Here is a 16,280-nt window from a genome sequence, read left to right as displayed (position 1 = left end):
ACCCTTAAAGGATAGCCAGGCTCAGGCGAATTTCCCCTTTGCCACGTCCTCTGGCGTCACTACGCCGGTATCCAGCACCCATCCACTAATAAGCGATGCAGGCGTAACGTCAAATGCAGGGTTATAAACCCGTGCGTTTTCCGGTGCCCACTGCACCGCGCCAAAACTTCCCGCCACGCCCGTCACTTCGCTGGCGGCGCGTTGTTCTATTGGGATAGCTTCACCGTTTGGGCAATCCGGGTCGAGCGTGGTTTGCGGAGCGGCCACGTAGAACGGAATGCCGTGGAATTTCGCCAGCACCGCCAGCGAGTAAGTGCCGATTTTGTTGGCCACGTCGCCGTTGGCGGCAATGCGATCTGCACCTACCCATACGGCGTCCACCAGCCCTTTTGCCATCAGACTCGCGGCCATGGAATCGGTAATCAGCTGATACGGTACCCCCAGCTCACCCAGCTCCCATGCGGTCAACCTTCCGCCTTGCAACAGAGGACGCGTTTCATCCACCCAGACGTTGCTGATATTGCCTTTCTGATGGGCACGGGCAATCACCCCAAGGGCCGTACCAACGCCTGCCGTTGCCAGCCCACCGGTGTTGCAGTGAGTCAGCAGACGGCTGCCGGGTTTAACCAACGCGCTACCGGCTTTCGCAATGGCGTCGCAAAGCTGTTTATCCTCATCGATCAGACGCAGCGCTTCCGCCACCAGCGCCGGAACAAAATCTTCCTGCCATAGCGCCAGCTTCATGCGGTCGAGGTTGTTCATCAGGTTCACCGCCGTCGGGCGGGAGGCGCGCAGTGTCTCCAGCGCCACGACCAGTTCGTCGCGGCTTTTACCGTTTTCCGCCAGAAGCGCCAGCAGCAGACTTGCAGAAAGACCGATCAGTGGTGCGCCGCGCACACGCAGAGCATGAATATGCCCCACCAGCGACTCTACCGTAGAGGCGTCCAGCCAGCGTTTCTCCTGTGGAAGCGCCTGCTGATCGAGAATAAATAGCTGATTTTCCGCCACCCGCAGGCTGGTCGTCTGTAATGTCTGCATGTCGTTAATTCTCTGTTGCGTTGATGTAGCACATTGTGTCAGGATGAAATCCAGAAGTATAGACGTCTACATGTCTTTATTAGCAAACCCGTGAGGAGCAGCAATGTCGCAATACCGTACCTTTACCGCCCACGATGCTGTGGAGTATGCAAAGCAGTTTGGTGGTCTTGATAACCCCTCATCGCTGGTAGAGGCACAGGAAGTGGGCGACGGTAACCTCAATCTGGTGTTCAAAATTTTTGATGCCGCAGGTGTAAGCCGCATTATCGTCAAGCAAGCGCTGCCTTACGTGCGCTGTGTTGGCGAATCCTGGCCACTGACGCTGGATCGCGCTCGTCTTGAAGCACAAACCCTGGTCGAGCACTATCAGCACAGCCCGCAACACACCGTTAAAATTCACCACTTTGACCCGGCACTGGCGGTGATGGTGATGGAAGATCTCTCCAGCCATAACATCTGGCGCGGCGAGCTGATTAATAACCGCTACTACCCTCAGGCCGCGCGCCAACTGGGGGAATATCTCGCGCACACCCTGTTCCACACCAGCGACTTTTATCTGCACCCGCATGATAAAAAAGCGCAGGTGGCGAAGTTCATTAACCCGGAGATGTGCGAAATCACTGAAGATCTGTTCTTCAACGATCCGTACCAGATCCACGAGCGCAACAACTACCCTGCCGAGCTGGAAAACGACGTTGCTGCTCTGCGTGACGACGCTCAGTTAAAAATCGCGGTGGCTTCGCTCAAGCACCGTTTCTTCTCTCATGCTGAAGCGCTGCTGCACGGCGATATTCACAGCGGCTCTATCTTCGTGGCTGACGGAAGCCTGAAAGCTATCGATGCGGAATTTGGCTATTACGGCCCGATTGGCTTTGATATCGGTACCGCTATCGGCAACCTGCTGCTTAACTTCTGTGGCCTGCCGGGACATCTGGGTATTCGCGATGCCGCTGCCGCCCGCGAGCAGCGTCTGACGGATATTCAGGAGCTGTGGACGACCTTCGCTGAACGCTTCCAGACGCTGGCAAACGAGAAAACCCGCGACACCGCGCTCAGCGCACCGGGCTACGCCTCCGCGTTCCTCAAAAAGGTCTGGCATGACACCATCGGGTTCTGCGGTACGGAGTTGATTCGCCGTAGCGTCGGGCTTTCCCACGTGGCGGATATCGACACCATTCAGGACGACGCCATGCGCCACGAATGCCTGCGCCATGCCATTACGCTCGGCAGAGCGTTGATTGTGCTTGCCGACCGCATCGACAGCGTGGAAGAACTGGTGGCAAGGGTGCGTCAGTACAGCTAAGTTTCTCCCTCTCCCCACAGGGAGAGGGTCAAAAACCTACCCCAAATACTCAATCACCGACAACCCACCGTTATAATCCGTGCTGTAGATAATTCCCTGCGCATCCACAAACACATCGCAGGACTGGATCACCTGCGGGCGATTCGGCCGCGTATCCATCATCCTCTCCGGTGCCGCGGGCACCAGCGCGCCCGTTTCCACCGGGCGATACGGATTGGAAATGTCATACGCGCGCACGCCCGCATTCTGGTACGTGGCAAAAATCAGCGTTGAACTGACAAAGCTCCCCGGCCGGTTTTCATGCAGGTTATGCGGGCCGAAGTGCGCTCCTTTCGCCACGTAATCAATCTCATCCGGCTGCGGGAAAGTCGAAATACTCACTGGGTTCGCTGGCTCGCGAATATCAAACAACCAGATCAGCTTCTCACCATCTTCCTGGTTATCCAACACCGCTTCGTCGAGCACCACCAGCAGATCGCGGTCCGGCAACGGCAGCGCGGTGTGGGTGCCGCCACCAAACGGCGGGCTCCAGTTACGGTGGCTAATCAGCTTCGGCCGGGTGCGGTCTTTCACATCCAGCAATGTCAGCCCACCATCACGCCAGCTGCCATACGCTGTATCTCCGGCGATAATCGCGTGGTGCAGCGCGTAGCGTTTGCCTTCCGGCCACTCCGGCTGCTCGCCTTCGGCCTGGTTCATCCCCGGTAGCCACCAGCGCCCCGCCACCTCGGGTTTGCGTGGATCGGCCAGATCGATGGTCAGGAAGATATAATCGGTAAAACCGTCGATCAGCGCCGAGACATAAGCCCAACGCCCGCCAACGTACCAGATGCGGTGAATGCCGATACCGTTCAGTGACAGAAAACCGATTTCGCGCGGCGTGTCCGGCGTGGAGATATCAAATACCCGCAGCCCGGCGCTCCAGCCTTTATCCCGAACATCGCTGACGGTTTCCCCCACCTGACGGGTGTAGTAGACCTTCTCGTCGGCGAAACGGGCATCGGCAAACAGATCGCGGGCGTTAATCACCAGCAGCAGGTCGTCATGTGCCTGCAAATGAACGTTCCAGGTGCCCGGCGGCGCAGACACGTAGCCTGCGGCTTTTGGATTTTTCGGGTCACGCACATCCACAATCGAAAACCCTTGCGACACCATATGGCCAATATAGGCAAAACCGCGATGCACCATCAGTTGCACGCCGTCCGGGCGACCGCCCTGGTCGCTATGGCCAATCAGCCGCATATTGCGGCTGTATTCAGGAGTGGGAAGTACACTCATTTATGTTTCGCTTCCAGCGTCGCAAACCACGGTGCGATAAAATCTTCGGTCTGGCCCCAGCCCGGAATAATTTTCCCCAGAGACGCCACATTCACCGCGCCCGGCTGGGCGGTCAGCAGCGCCTGCGGGATCGCCGCAGCTTTGAAGTCATAGGTTGCTGGCGTCGCTTCCCCGGCAATCTTGTTCGCCACCAGACGCACGTTAGTGGCGCCAATCAGCTTCGGATCGACTGCCACGCTCACTTTCCACGGGCTGCCCGGCTCACGCATCAGCTGGAGATCCTGGTTAGAAATGTCGATGCTGTAGAGTTTGATTTCGGTGCGGCCATTCTCTTTCAGGGCCTTATATGCGCCCTGGCTGAACGCATCCCAGGTTCCCCAGATGGCGTCGATTTTACCTTTCGGGTATTTCGCCAGAATCGCACCCACTTTGTTGGCCGTGTCGCCCTGCACGTCAGAAGACACTGCGCCAATGGATTCCAGCTCTTTGATATCCGGGTACTGCTTTTGCAACTCTTTATACGCGGCCTGACGGCGTTCCATTGGCGGGAAGCCCGCAACCCACAGCTTGACGATGTTGGCCTTGCCGTTGAAATCTTTCGCCAGCTGGCCGAAGGAGAGATTCGTCAGGGAGGCATCATCCTGCTGGGTGACGGTCACGCCCGGGATCTCGCCGTTAACGGCGGTATCAAATACCGAAACCTTAATCCCGGCATCCACCGCTTTCTTCACCAGCGCCGTCGAATACGGGTCACGGCCCTGAGAGAGAATGATCCCGTCATACTTCTGGCTAATCGCCTGGTTCACAAAGTCCTGGAATTTGGCGTCATCACCGTTACTTAAAAAGGTGCTGACCTTAAAGCCGAGCTTTTTCCCTTCCTGAATGGCACCGGCGACAAACTGCGTGGTGTTGTCATCGGAGCCGAGGTTGCGGATCACCGCAATGCGGACCGGGCCTTCGTGGTTCGCAATGGCAGCCGGAACTGGCGCTGGCGTCGCCGCATAGCCAGGCAGTGCAGTCAATAACCCTAATGCCACCAAAGAGAGTGCGATTTTTTTCATTCTGTTATCCCGTTGTGTTGTTATAAATCGTTAGCGTTTTTGTATGTAAGTAATCGCCAGCGCCACGGCGAGCACCAGCCCTTTTATTATGTCCATGGCGTAATACGGTACCGACAGCATCACCAGGCCGTTCGACAGCACGCCGAGGATCACCGCCCCAACCAGCGTCCCGAGCGCGTTCGGTTTGCCGGAGCCTGCCAGCGAGAATCCAATCCACGCGGCCGCCACCGCATCCATCAGATAGCCGCCGCCCGCATTTACCTGCGACGAGCCAATGCGTGATGCCAGCAAAATGCCGCCGAGTCCGGCCAGCAGCGAAGCAATCACATAAGCCGCCACCTTGTAACGCGTGGTGCGAATACCAGAGAGACGCGCCGCTTCCGGGTTACCCCCGATGGCATACATGCGGCGACCGTGGGTGGTCAGCGAAAGGCCAAGCTGAGCCACAATGGTCACCACCAGCATAATGATCACGATGGTTGGTACCTGCCCCAGCAGGCTGAACGTCGCCGGAATGGTTCCTTCCGCCATGTCGCCACTCGGCAGCACCATGTTCTCAGTGATCGACCCGCCATAGCTGTAGGTCATCGCTACCCCCTGAATCACAAACAGGCTGGCAAGCGTAGCCAGCATGTCCGGAATTCGCAGGATGACGATCAGAAAGGCGTTGAACAGCCCCACCAGCGTACAGAGCGTGAGGGTGATCAGAATCGACTCGGTGGTGCCGAAGCCGTGCCAGACAAACAGCGAAATCACCAGTGCGTTCGCCAGCGACGCCGTTGACCCTACGGAGAGATCAAACCCGCCGACGGTCAGCGAAATTGACACGCCAATGGCAATCACCGTCACGATGGCAATCGAGCGCAGAATATTGATGATGTTGTTCGGATCAAGGAAGCTGTCCGACGCCAGGCCAAAGACGGCCACCAGCGCGACAACGGTCAACAGCATGCCCCACTTGTAGAGAAAATCGAAAATCTGCTGACGGCCAGACGCCGCCGCGTTCACTGAAAGGGCCTTGCTCACGACGCCGTTCCTCCGGTTGAATAATAAAGTAGTGTCTCTTCGCGGGCCTCGGCCCCGGCGATTTCCGCCACGATACGGCCGTCCCATAGCACGCAGATGCGGTCACACAATCCCACCAGCTCGGCAAATTCACCGGAGGCATAAATGACGCCTTTGCCCTCGCGCGCCAGGCCGTCAATGAGCTGGAACAGATCGGTTTTGGCTTTCACATCCACACCTTTGGTCGGCTCGTCGAATATCAACACGCTGGCGTCATTGCGCAGCCATTTGCCGATGGCGACCTTCTGCTGGTTCCCGCCAGACAAGCGGCGCAACATCTGCCCCGGCCCGCGCGCTCGTACGCCTACGCGGGCAATCACCTCTTCCGCCCAGCGCCACGCCTGGCGATGGCCAAACAGGCTCCAGCGCGAAAAAGAGTTATCCGCCGTCACCGACAGATTCATGTTTATCGGCTCATCAATAAAGATGCCTTCTTTGCGTCGTTCTTCCGGCACCAGCGCCAGACCGCGCAATACCGAATCTGCCGGGTCACGCGGCTGCCAGGCTTCATGATTCAGCTCACCGCGCGCCACGCGGCTTTTGCTGGCGCCAAACAGTGCCTTGCAGAGTTCGGTCTTGCCTGCGCCCGCCAGCCCGGCAATGCCGAGAATTTCGCCTTTGTGCAGGTGCAGGGAGATATCTTTCAGCAGCGCTTCATCGTGCAATCCTTCAACACGCAGCAAGGTTTCTTCACTGTGTGGAGGCCGCGCAGGCGGGTAGATATCGCTCAGCTCGTGGCCAAGCATTTTCTCGACGATCGCGTCGCCGCTGAGCTCCGCCATCGGGCCAGACTCAATCAGCTTGCCATCCCGCAGCACCGTTAAGGTGTCGCAGATAGCTTTCAGTTCATGAATTCGATGGGAGATAAACACCACGCCAATACCCTGCTGCTGCAAACGTCTCACTACGGTAAAAAGGCGCTCACTTTCGTGCGTATCCAGCGGGGCGGTGGGTTCATCCAGAATGAGAAAACGACAGTGGTGGGACAGCGCCCGCGCCAGCAAAATCTGCTGCTTCTCGGCCAGCGTGCAACTGTCGATCGTGCGGCGAACATCGAAGGAGACGTCCAGCTGCGCCAGCGCCTGTTTTGCCTGCTGGCGGATAGCCAGCCAGTTGTAGCGGTGTCCCGGCTGCGCAAGCTGGTCGAGCATGATGTTCTCGGCAATACTTAATCCCGGGATCAGCGCCACGTCCACTTCCTGCTGCACCAGGTGAATGCCCAGCCGTTTGGCGTCAAGCGGCTCGCGGATTGTCACCGGCTGGTTGTTTATGCAGATCTCGCCTTCATAATGATCGTGCGTCCCACACAACACCGCCATCAGCGTCGATTTTCCTGCACCATTTGCACCGGTTAACGCGTGTACGGTTCCGCCGATCAGCGTGAAATCCACGCGCGACAGCGCCTGAAAGCCAGAAAAGGCCAGGCTGATACCGCGCATCTCAAGGAGACTGGAAACCATCCGCGTTAAATCCTTCTTTCATATTGTGATTTATCGAATTTTTCACAGCTCCGGTTGACTGACAACGACGGAAAAGGCATAAGATAAAGCAAAATATTATTAGCCATCCGGATGTCCAGACATAACATCGGGTTAGCGCTTCCCTAAAAAGGACAACATCATGAGCAACACCGATATCCGCGTCGTGCCCGGCCCGGCAAACTACTTCTCACATCCAGGAAGCCTTGCGCATCTGAATGATTTCTTTACCCCAGAGCAGCTTTCCCGCGCGGTATGGATTTACGGCGAACGTGCCATCGAGGGTGCCCGTCCTTTTCTGCCCGAGAGCTTTAACGCTGTGGGCGCAAAACATCTGTTGTTTAAGGGCCACTGTAGCGAGCGGGATGTTACCCATCTGGTGAATGAATCAGGCGATGACCGCAGCGTAGTGATTGGTGTTGGCGGCGGGGCATTGCTCGATACCGCCAAAGCTGTGGCACGTCGTCTGGGTGTGCCGGTTGTTGCCATTCCAACCATCGCCGCCACCTGTGCCGCATGGACGCCGCTTTCCGTCTGGTATAACGATGCAGGCCAGGCACTGCAGTTTGAGATTTTCGACGACGCCAATTTCCTGGTGTTGGTGGAGCCGAAAATCATCCTGAATGCTCCGGCGGAATACCTGCTGGCGGGTATCGGCGATACGCTGGCGAAATGGTATGAAGCGGTCGTACTGGCACCGCAGCCTGAAAACCTGCCGCTGACCGTGCGCCTTGGGATCAACGGCGCACTGGCTATTCGTGACGTACTGCTGGAACGCAGTGAAGAGGCACTGGCTGACCAGCAGCACGGTAAACAGACGCAGGCGTTCAGGGACGTGGTGGACGCGATTATCGCCGGTGGCGGGATGGTGGGCGGTCTGGGCGAGCGCTATACCCGTGTAGCGGCTGCGCATGCCGTACATAACGGGTTAACCGTGTTACCGCAAACCGAAAAATATCTCCATGGCACCAAAGTGGCGTACGGCATTCTGGTGCAAAGTGCCCTGCTCGGCCAGGACGATGTGCTGGCGCAACTGGTGGCGGCGTATCAGCGCTTTAATCTGCCGACCACTCTGCGTGAGCTGGAAGTGGATATCCACAACCGTGAAGAGCTGGACAAGGTCATTGCCCATACTCTGCGCCCGGTGGAGTCTATCCACTATTTGCCGGTTACGTTAACCCCTGACATTCTGCGCACTGCGTTTGAGAAGGTGGAATCCTTCAGCCGTTAATCTCCCGAACCGTCTATACCTAATGATGATTCTCACCACTTTCGCAACGAGGTCATCATGCAGATCGATTTAACAGGTAAGAAGGCGCTGGTCACCGGTGCCAGCCGTGGATTAGGTCGTGCGATTGCACTGTCACTGGCACGCGCCGGTGCCGATGTGGTTATTACATATGAAAAATCCTATGATAAAGCCCATGCCGTCGCCAGTGAGATACGAAATCTTGGGCGGCACTGTGAGGCGGTTCAGGCAGACAGCGCCAGCGCCGAGGCCATTCAGGAGGCCGTGACTCACGCGGCGCGTACCCTCGGAGGTCTTGATATCCTGGTGAATAATGCCGGGATTGCGCGAGGTGGTCCGCTGGAAGCCCTGACGATTGCCGATATTGACGCGATGATTAACGTCAACATTCGTGGCGTGGTGCTCACGACTCAGGAAGCGCTGGTGCATATGTCTGACGGCGGACGCATTATCAATATCGGCAGTTGTCTCGCTAACCGCGTGGCGATGCCCGGTATCGCCGTTTACGCCATGACCAAATCCGCCCTCAACTCTTTCACCCGAGGACTGGCCCGCGATCTGGGGCCACGGGGGATTACCGTTAATCTTGTCCATCCTGGTCCGACAAACAGCGATATGAACCCCGAGGACGGTGAACAGGCTGAAGCCCAGCGTCAGATGATTGCCATTGGTCATTACGGTCAACCGGAGGACATTGCCGCCGCCGTAACCTTCCTGGCGAGCCCGGCAGCCGGACAGATCTCCGGCACAGGGCTGGATGTTGACGGCGGTTTGAACGCCTGATCGCACACATGATGCAAGCCTCTGTCGTCCGGCAGAGGCCTTTTCGAGCAGCTTCGACGATTCGCGTTTTGCCGCTTTCTCCCGTTATTTCTCCGCTCTACAGTACCCCATAAGAAATTCGGAATTTATCTAATAGTCTTATTATTTCCTTATGTTTTGTGTGGACGTACAGTGGAGGTACGGATGAAAATTGTCTGGTCAAAGAGTGCTGAGAAGCAATTTTCTAAAATCGATACGCGATATCAGAACCGCATTAAATTCAGGCTGGAGAAGATGGATGATAAAACATCACCTGTCGCGGATATAAAAAAATTATCTTCTCCCGAAAACCACTACAGGTTGCGATTCGGTGATTACAGGGTCATTTACACCTTCGGGGATCCGCCAGGTGATATCTGCTACGTAGTAGCGGTAAAACGCCGGACAACCACCACCTACCTTCATGAGGAGCATACGGAATATGACTGTTCAGTTCATAAAGGATGAAGAAGGAAAGAAACAGTATGTTGTCATTCCTTATAGTGAATATTTTCGCATGCGCTTAGCCACGCTTGAGTATGACGACGAGGATGAAAACGACTGGGAAGACATCCCCTATGAATCAGATGTCTACGATAACGTAGGTTTACCGGGGGAAGTGTGCGACGTCATGCATAACGAGAACGTCAGCCTGCAGGCCGCGTGGCGCATCCTGCGCGGGTTATCCCAGCAGGAAGTGGCAGAGAAACTCGGTATCAGCCAGTCTGCTGTGTCACAACTGGAAGCGCTGGACTCCCGTCCGCAAAAACGCACCCGCGAAAAACTCGCGGCGATTTATGGCTGCAAGCAGGAGCAAATCAGCCTCTATTTACCGAAAGAGGGTTAACAGCACTTCGCGCCGCCCTTGCCGCCGTAGCGGGCATCCTGGCGGTCGCGGAAGAATTCTTCGTAGGTCATCGGCGTCTGGTCCGGATGGTTGACGCGCATATGCTCGACGTAGTTGTCGTAATCCGGCACGCCAATCATCATTTTGGCGGCCTGGCCTAAGTATTTGCCTGCTTTGGAAAGGGTGTCGAACATAGTCGGTATCTCTTTTTTTGTCCCCTCTCCCCTGTGGGGAGAGGGTTAGGGTGAGGGGGATCAATGCGCCCCTTTCGCCTGGGTCACAATCTCTTCCAGGTTTTCTGGCATTGGCTCGTACGGTGTCTCTTTCGCCGTCGGCTTGTCTTCTTTCAGCGCCGCCAGCGCGGTTTTGAGAGAATACAACGCCAGCACCACGACCACCACCATAAAGAAGATGGTCAGCCCGGCATCCAGACGGTTGTTAAACACCAGTTGCGACAACTGAGACTCAGTGTATTGAGCCGGGATCTTACCGCTGTCGATCATTGCCTGGAACTTGTTGGCAATGGCCAGGAAGCCGACTTTGTTATCCGGGCTGAAGGCTTTCTGCCAGCCCGCGGTCAGCGTACAGATCAGCAGCCACGCGGTTGGCAGCAACGCCACCCAGGCATAGCGCTGGCGCTTCATCTTGAACAGCACCACCGCACAGAGCATCAGCGCCATCCCGGCAAGCATCTGGTTGGCAATACCGAACAGCGGCCACAGGGTGTTAATCCCTCCCAGCGGATCCACCACGCCCTGATGCAGGAAGTAGCCCCACGCCAGCACGCACAGCGCCGTTGCCAGCAGGTTGGCCGGTAACGAATCAGTCCGTTTCAGGTTCGGGGAGATAACGCCCAGCAGATCCTGCAACATAAAGCGTGCCGCACGTGTACCTGCGTCCACCGCAGTCAGGATAAACAGGGCTTCAAACAGAATGGCGAAGTGATACCAGAACGACACATCCATCAGCCCGCCAAGCGCACCGTGCAGAATGTACGCCATCCCGACCGCCAGCGTAGGCGCACCGCCTGCACGTGAAATAATCGACTGTTCGCCCACTTCATTAGCAATACTGGTCAGGGTATCCGGCGTAATAGCAAAGCCCCAGCCGCTCACCACCTGTGCGGCAGACGCCACCACGTCAACGGTTCCGGCAGGTGCCAGTACCGCCATCGGGCTGTTCATCGCAAAGTACACGCCCGGATCGATAATACAGGCAGACACCAGCGCCATGATCGCCACAAAGGATTCCATCAGCATCCCGCCGTAACCAATCAGGCAGGCCTGATTTTCATTGGCGAGCATTTTCGGTGTAGTCCCGGAGGCAATCAGGGCGTGGAAACCAGACACCGCACCGCAGGCGATAGTAATAAACAGGAACGGGAACAGGTTGCCGGTCCAGACCGGGCCAGTACCGTCAATAAATTTGGTCAGCGCAGGCATGGTCAGCGTCGGGCGCATAATCAGAATACCGATCGCCAGCCCAACAATGGTGCCAATTTTCAGGAACGTGGAGAGGTAATCACGCGGGGCCAGCAGCAGCCACACCGGCAGAACCGCCGCCACAAAGCCGTAGCCCACCAGCATCCAGGTCAGCTGCACGCCGGTAAAGTCGAAGAACGGCGCCCAGGTCGGGCTTTCCGCCACCCAGCCGCCAGAGATAATGGCGAACACCAGGAACACCAGGCCAATCACCGAGACTTCGCCAATGCGCCCCGGACGCAGATAACGGATATAAATCCCCATAAACAACGCCAGCGGAATGGTAAAGGCGACGGTGTACGTCCCCCACGGGCTGTGGGTCAGGGCTTTCACCACGATCATCGCCAGCACCGCCAGAATGATCACCATGATCATAAAGGTCGCCACCAGCGCAATCACCCCGGCGGTTGCGCCCATCTCCTCTTTCACCAGTTCACCCAGTGAACGCCCGTCGCGGCGGGTAGAGACGAACAGCACCATAAAGTCCTGCACCGCCCCTGCCAGCACAACGCCGGCGAGGATCCAGATCATCCCCGGCAGATAACCCATTTGCGCAGCCAGCACCGGCCCCACCAGCGGGCCTGCCCCGGCAATAGCGGCAAAGTGGTGGCCGAACAACACTTTCTTATCGGTAGGAACATAGTCCAGCCCGTCGTTATGACGGACAGCGGGCGTCATACGTGTGGCGTCAACTGCCATCACATTTTTCGCGATAAAGCGGCCATAAAAACGATACGCGATCAGATAAATGCAGACGGAGGCGACAACTATCCAGAGCGCATTGATCTGTTCCCCCCGGTTGAGGGCGATATAGCCCAGGGCAAATGCTCCCACAACGGAGAGCACGGCCCATGTAAGGTATTTCCCTGAGTTGTTCATAGTGGTTGTCCGTTGTTGTGAAACAGTGAGATGTTACATTTTGTTTCTAGAACAACGGCAAAAATTTAACAACTTTGAAACGCAATAATGTGTGGTCAAACCAGACATTTACATCACAGTGTTAAGCCGATCACTATCAGTTGAATGGCTTAGCCCAATACCATCGTACTTAACCGACAGGTACAACAGCGCCTTCCCTGCTCGTCGAACACCACAATCTCCCAGCTCTGGCTGGAGCGCCCCAGGTGCAGCGGCTGACACACGCCGCGTACCTTACCTTGTGCCACCGCGCGGTGATGCGTTGCATTCAACTCAGTTCCCACCACGTTTTGCCCGTCACGGGTCATCAGATAACCGGCCATGGAGCCCAGTGTTTCCGCCAGCGCGGCCGAGGCACCCCCATGCAGCAGGCCAAACGGCTGGTGGGTGCGTGCATCAACGGGCATTTCGGCTTCCAGCGTGTCGTCACCGAGGCGGGTATAAACGATACCCAGATGCGCCACCATGCTATTCAGGCTGGTGGCATTCAATGCCTCAAGCGATAAATGACGTTTCCAGATCATCTTACGCCCCCAGCGTGGAGCCACCGTCCACCACGATATCCTGCAATGTGATATGGCTGGCGGCATCGGAGGCCAGGAACAGCACCGTGCTGGCAATCTCCTGTGGACGAGCAATTTTGCCGAGCGGTATACCGAGCTTAAACTGCTCGCCGAAGCCACGAATGCGCTGTTGCTCGGCATCGACGCTTTTCCACAGCGTGCGCTGCATATCGGTATCGGTTGACCCCGGAGACACCAGGTTACAGCGCACACCGCTGCCCGCCAGTTCCAGCCCGACGGTCAGAGCCAGGCTTTTCAGTGCGGCTTTCGAGGCACCATAGGCACTCATCCCGATGCGTGGCGTGTGCGCCGCATCAGAGGCAACGGTGACAATTGCCCCGCCCTGCTGGCGACGGAACTGTCCCATCGTCTGCTGAAACAGGTTAAACGCCCCGCCGACGTTAACCGCAAAGGTCTGCTGCCACTCCTCCTGTGAGAGCTGATCCGTTGCCCCCATGCGCAGAATACCGGCGGCATTCACCAGCACGTCAAGGCGGTCGAGGGTTGCGAGCATACGTCCGCAAACATCGGCCACCTGTTCGGCGTCCGCCACATCCAGCGTTTCAGTGGCGAACGGATAGTCGCCCTGTGGAAAGGCCAGGTCGAAACCCGTGACCTTAGCCCCGGCATCCACAAACGCCAGTGCCGTTGCATAACCAATACCCTTACCTGCGCCCGTCACCCAGACGCTTTTGCCGCTAAAATCGAACCCCGCCATTACTTCACCTCGCGGGAAAGCAGCGTCCACCAGGCATCAATGGTTGGATTTTTTGCCAGCATCACGAAGTCGATATCGCCGTGCACTTTACGCCAGCGGGCAGCCAGCGCCATCATGCGTACCGAATCCAGGCCATAGTCGATCAGGTTTTCGTCATCCATCGGTTCATCGGATTCGTCCAGCAGCGGCAGAATAACGTCACGCAGCGCGGCTTTCGATACCGGGAGCGACGGTAGTAATTCGTCGGTCATCACCACGCGCCCGGAGCGGCCCGCCACATAGTTGAGCGACATCAGGTGCTCGTCACGGGTGAAATCTGCCAGCGCATCGGCAATAAAAAACGGTTTGATATCGCGCATAAAGGCATCGGTGGCGGTGGTCATGCAGCCAATGTGAGCATAAACGCCGGTGATCAACAGTTGATTACGCCCCGTCTCTTTCAGCATCTGCTCCAGCGGCGAACGGTGGAAGGCGCTGTAACGCCATTTCACCAGCACCGTGTCCGCTTCGTCCGGCGCCAGCTCAGCCACAATACGCTGCTGCTCAGGTGAACGGGTCAGCCCGGGTCCCCACATGTCGTTCAACAGGGCGCGGTCTTCATCGCTCTGCTCTTTTGGCTGAGCGGTGTAATACACTGGAATGTTATGTTCTTTGCAGTACGCGCGAAGTTTCGCGATATTCGCTACCACCTGCTGCATCATCGCGCTGTTTTCGCCCCAGAAGTTCAGGAAGTACTCCTGCATATCGTGGATCAACAGCGCGGCACGCTCTGGTTCAAACGCCCAGTTCACTTTACTGGTCGGCAGCTCTGCGGCGGTTGGTAGCGCATAGGCGGTTAATTTTGGGATAGCCATACTCTGTTCCTCAGCCCCGGGCGCGTTCAGCAAGCCACAGGCGCAACTGTTTCTTATCGACTTTACCGACAGGCGTTAACGGGAGCGCATCAACGCTCTCCACGCGGTCCGGCAGTTTGAATTCTGCGACGCCCTGCTCGCGCAGGAAGCGACGTACTTCGACTGCACGTAATGGCTGTTTCACCACCAGATACGCACAGCTCTTTTCGCCAAGCAGGCTGTCCTCCATGCTCACCAGCGCGGCGTGGATCACCGCCTCGTGGCGCAGAAGCAGGTTTTCGATCTCTTCGGCGGCGATCTTCTCCCCGCCGCGGTTGATCTGATCTTTCTCACGCCCCTGCACGGTGATATAGCCCTGATCGTCAATGGCGATCAGATCACCGGAGCAGTAAAAACCGTTGGCATCAAAGGCGCTGGCATTGTGTTCCGGGCTGTTGAAGTAGCCGCGGAAAGTGTACGGCCCGCGGGTCATCAAACGCCCGACTTCGCCGCGCGGCAGCGGATTACCGTGCTCATCAGCCACCCACACTTCGTCGTCCGGACACATTGGACGGCCCTGAGTGTTGATGATGCGTTCCGGGGAATCGTCGAGGGCGGTGTAGTTCACCAGCCCTTCTGCCATGCCAAACACCTGCTGAAGCTGGCAACCAATCTCAGCCGGAATACGCGCAGCGAGCGTAGCGGACAACCGAGCGCCCCCCACCTGCAACAGCGTGAGTGATTTCAGTTGAGTGTTTCCGGTTCCTTCGGCAATCGCCTGTAGCCAGAGACTGACCGCCGGTGGCACCAGCGAGGTGACAGTAATCTGATGCTGTTCAATCAGCGGGAAGCACAGCGTAGCGCTCGGATCATTCGCCAGCACCACACAGCCACCTGCCGTGAAGACGCCTAACGATCCCGGCGAACTCATGGCGTAGTTATGTGCCGCAGGCAGCGCGTTCAGGTAACGGGTTTCAGCGGTAATGCCGCAGATCTCGTTGCTACGACGGATGCTGTAGTCGTAATCGTTGTGCGTGCGCGGGATCAGCTTCGGCGTACCGGTGCTGCCGCCGGAGAGCTGGAAGAAGGCCACTTCATCAGCGGGTGTCGGGTTCGCAATAAAATTGTCCACGGGACGTGCAATCGCCGTTTCCAGTGCATGTTCCCCTTTATCGCCACGCAGCAGCACGACGCGCACTGAGCGGTGTTCATCAGTAAAAGTATTGAGGAACGCATCGCCCGTAAAAAGCGCATGGTCGCGATCGGCGATCAGTACAGCGGGTTTAATTTGCGTGGCATAGGCATTTAGCTCACTGCGCTGATGGCTGAAGAGCGCGTTAACCGGAGCCACGCCGATTTGCAGCAGCGCGAAAAAGGTGATGTAGAATTCGGCCACGTTACCGAGTTGAACCAGTGCCGTTTCGCCGCGATGCAGTCCCTGTGCCTGTAAAGCCGACGCCAGATTGTTCACCGCCTGATTAAACGCGCGGTAACTTATGCGACGCTCGCCGTCGATGATCGCCACCGCGTCGCTATCCGCATGATCCGTCAGAATGTGGGTCAGGGGCAGATCCTGCCAGTAGCCTTTTTCACGGTAGCGCCGGGCAAATTCCTCGGGCCAGCGAGTAAAGGGAATGATCATGAGTA

The 16,280-nt window shown here is 57.1% G+C and carries 16 protein-coding genes; 5 read left to right on the top strand and 11 right to left on the bottom strand.

Features of this window, described 5'->3' with window-relative positions; genetic code table 11:
- Positions 1-21: 21 nt before the first annotated feature.
- Positions 22-1,038 carry an S-methyl-5-thioribose-1-phosphate isomerase gene (mtnA, locus tag HED65_RS07535; protein ID WP_114978073.1) on the bottom strand — a complete coding sequence of 339 codons (1,017 nt, stop codon included), beginning with the start codon at positions 1,036-1,038 and terminating at the stop codon, positions 22-24.
- A gap of 103 nt (positions 1,039-1,141) precedes the next feature.
- Here mtnA and mtnK point away from each other — a divergent pair, with 103 nt between their 5' ends.
- Complete coding sequence (gene mtnK / locus HED65_RS07530; protein WP_114978072.1) at positions 1,142-2,341, top strand: S-methyl-5-thioribose kinase; 1,200 nt, start codon at positions 1,142-1,144, stop codon at positions 2,339-2,341.
- Positions 2,342-2,377: 36 nt separating this feature from the next.
- Here the strand turns inward: mtnK and HED65_RS07525 are convergent, their stop codons facing one another.
- Genes HED65_RS07525 through HED65_RS07510 form a run of 4 tightly spaced genes read right to left on the bottom strand, consistent with a single transcriptional unit; the run spans position 2,378 to position 7,205 of the window.
- On the bottom strand, positions 2,378-3,619 hold the full coding sequence (locus HED65_RS07525) for an LVIVD repeat-containing protein (RefSeq protein WP_114978071.1): 1,242 nt from the start codon (positions 3,617-3,619) through the stop codon (positions 2,378-2,380).
- Positions 3,616-4,680, bottom strand: coding sequence for a sugar ABC transporter substrate-binding protein (locus HED65_RS07520; protein WP_114978070.1), 1,065 nt, complete (start codon positions 4,678-4,680; stop codon positions 3,616-3,618). The genes HED65_RS07525 and HED65_RS07520 overlap by 4 nt, the downstream gene beginning before the upstream one ends.
- Before the next feature lie 30 nt (positions 4,681-4,710).
- Positions 4,711-5,706 carry an ABC transporter permease gene (locus tag HED65_RS07515; RefSeq protein ID WP_114978069.1) on the bottom strand — a complete coding sequence of 332 codons (996 nt, stop codon included), beginning with the start codon at positions 5,704-5,706 and terminating at the stop codon, positions 4,711-4,713.
- Complete coding sequence (locus HED65_RS07510; protein ID WP_114978068.1) at positions 5,703-7,205, bottom strand: sugar ABC transporter ATP-binding protein; 1,503 nt, start codon at positions 7,203-7,205, stop codon at positions 5,703-5,705. Before HED65_RS07510 ends, HED65_RS07515 begins: the two co-directional genes overlap by 4 nt.
- Positions 7,206-7,365: 160 nt before the next feature.
- Here HED65_RS07510 and HED65_RS07505 point away from each other — a divergent pair, with 160 nt between their 5' ends.
- The 4 genes from HED65_RS07505 to HED65_RS07490 all read left to right on the top strand — a co-directional run bounded on the left by HED65_RS07505 (position 7,366) and on the right by HED65_RS07490 (position 10,120).
- Complete coding sequence (locus tag HED65_RS07505) at positions 7,366-8,454, top strand: oxidoreductase (RefSeq protein WP_114978067.1); 1,089 nt, start codon at positions 7,366-7,368, stop codon at positions 8,452-8,454.
- A 57-nt stretch (positions 8,455-8,511) separates the two neighbouring features.
- Entirely contained in the window at positions 8,512-9,255 is a 744-nt protein-coding gene (locus tag HED65_RS07500; RefSeq protein ID WP_114978066.1) for an SDR family NAD(P)-dependent oxidoreductase, read from the top strand.
- A gap of 183 nt (positions 9,256-9,438) precedes the next feature.
- Positions 9,439-9,741, top strand: a complete 303-nt coding sequence (locus tag HED65_RS07495; protein ID WP_114978065.1) for a type II toxin-antitoxin system RelE family toxin — start codon at positions 9,439-9,441, stop codon at positions 9,739-9,741.
- Positions 9,716-10,120: a helix-turn-helix domain-containing protein gene (locus HED65_RS07490; protein ID WP_114978064.1), complete on the top strand. Its 405-nt coding sequence runs from the start codon at positions 9,716-9,718 to the stop codon at positions 10,118-10,120. Before HED65_RS07495 ends, HED65_RS07490 begins: the two co-directional genes overlap by 26 nt.
- On the opposite strand, the gene HED65_RS07485 is transcribed toward HED65_RS07490, so the two are convergent.
- From HED65_RS07485 to entE, 6 genes are all read right to left on the bottom strand, one after another.
- Positions 10,117-10,314: a YbdD/YjiX family protein gene (locus HED65_RS07485; RefSeq protein ID WP_006809671.1), complete on the bottom strand. Its 198-nt coding sequence runs from the start codon at positions 10,312-10,314 to the stop codon at positions 10,117-10,119. The two genes, HED65_RS07490 and HED65_RS07485, sit on opposite strands and share 4 nt — an antisense overlap.
- A 60-nt stretch (positions 10,315-10,374) precedes the next feature.
- The gene (cstA, locus tag HED65_RS07480; protein ID WP_114978063.1) at positions 10,375-12,480 is read right to left on the bottom strand and encodes a pyruvate/proton symporter CstA; all 2,106 of its coding nucleotides are present in this window, start codon (positions 12,478-12,480) and stop codon (positions 10,375-10,377) included.
- A gap of 149 nt (positions 12,481-12,629) precedes the next feature.
- On the bottom strand, positions 12,630-13,043 hold the full coding sequence (gene entH / locus HED65_RS07475; protein WP_114978062.1) for a proofreading thioesterase EntH: 414 nt from the start codon (positions 13,041-13,043) through the stop codon (positions 12,630-12,632).
- 1 nt (position 13,044) lies between these two features.
- Complete coding sequence (entA, locus tag HED65_RS07470) at positions 13,045-13,800, bottom strand: 2,3-dihydro-2,3-dihydroxybenzoate dehydrogenase EntA (RefSeq protein ID WP_114978061.1); 756 nt, start codon at positions 13,798-13,800, stop codon at positions 13,045-13,047.
- Positions 13,800-14,654, bottom strand: a complete 855-nt coding sequence (locus HED65_RS07465; protein ID WP_114978060.1) for an isochorismatase — start codon at positions 14,652-14,654, stop codon at positions 13,800-13,802. Before HED65_RS07465 ends, entA begins: the two co-directional genes overlap by 1 nt.
- A gap of 10 nt (positions 14,655-14,664) precedes the next feature.
- The gene (gene entE, locus HED65_RS07460) at positions 14,665-16,272 is read right to left on the bottom strand and encodes a (2,3-dihydroxybenzoyl)adenylate synthase EntE (protein ID WP_168112380.1); all 1,608 of its coding nucleotides are present in this window, start codon (positions 16,270-16,272) and stop codon (positions 14,665-14,667) included.
- Positions 16,273-16,280: the final 8 nt, after the last annotated feature.

Source organism: Pantoea sp. LS15 (genome assembly GCF_012241585.1).
In the GTDB taxonomy this organism is placed as follows: domain Bacteria; phylum Pseudomonadota; class Gammaproteobacteria; order Enterobacterales; family Enterobacteriaceae; genus Enterobacter.
This window is presented reverse-complemented; position numbering and strand designations above follow the sequence as displayed.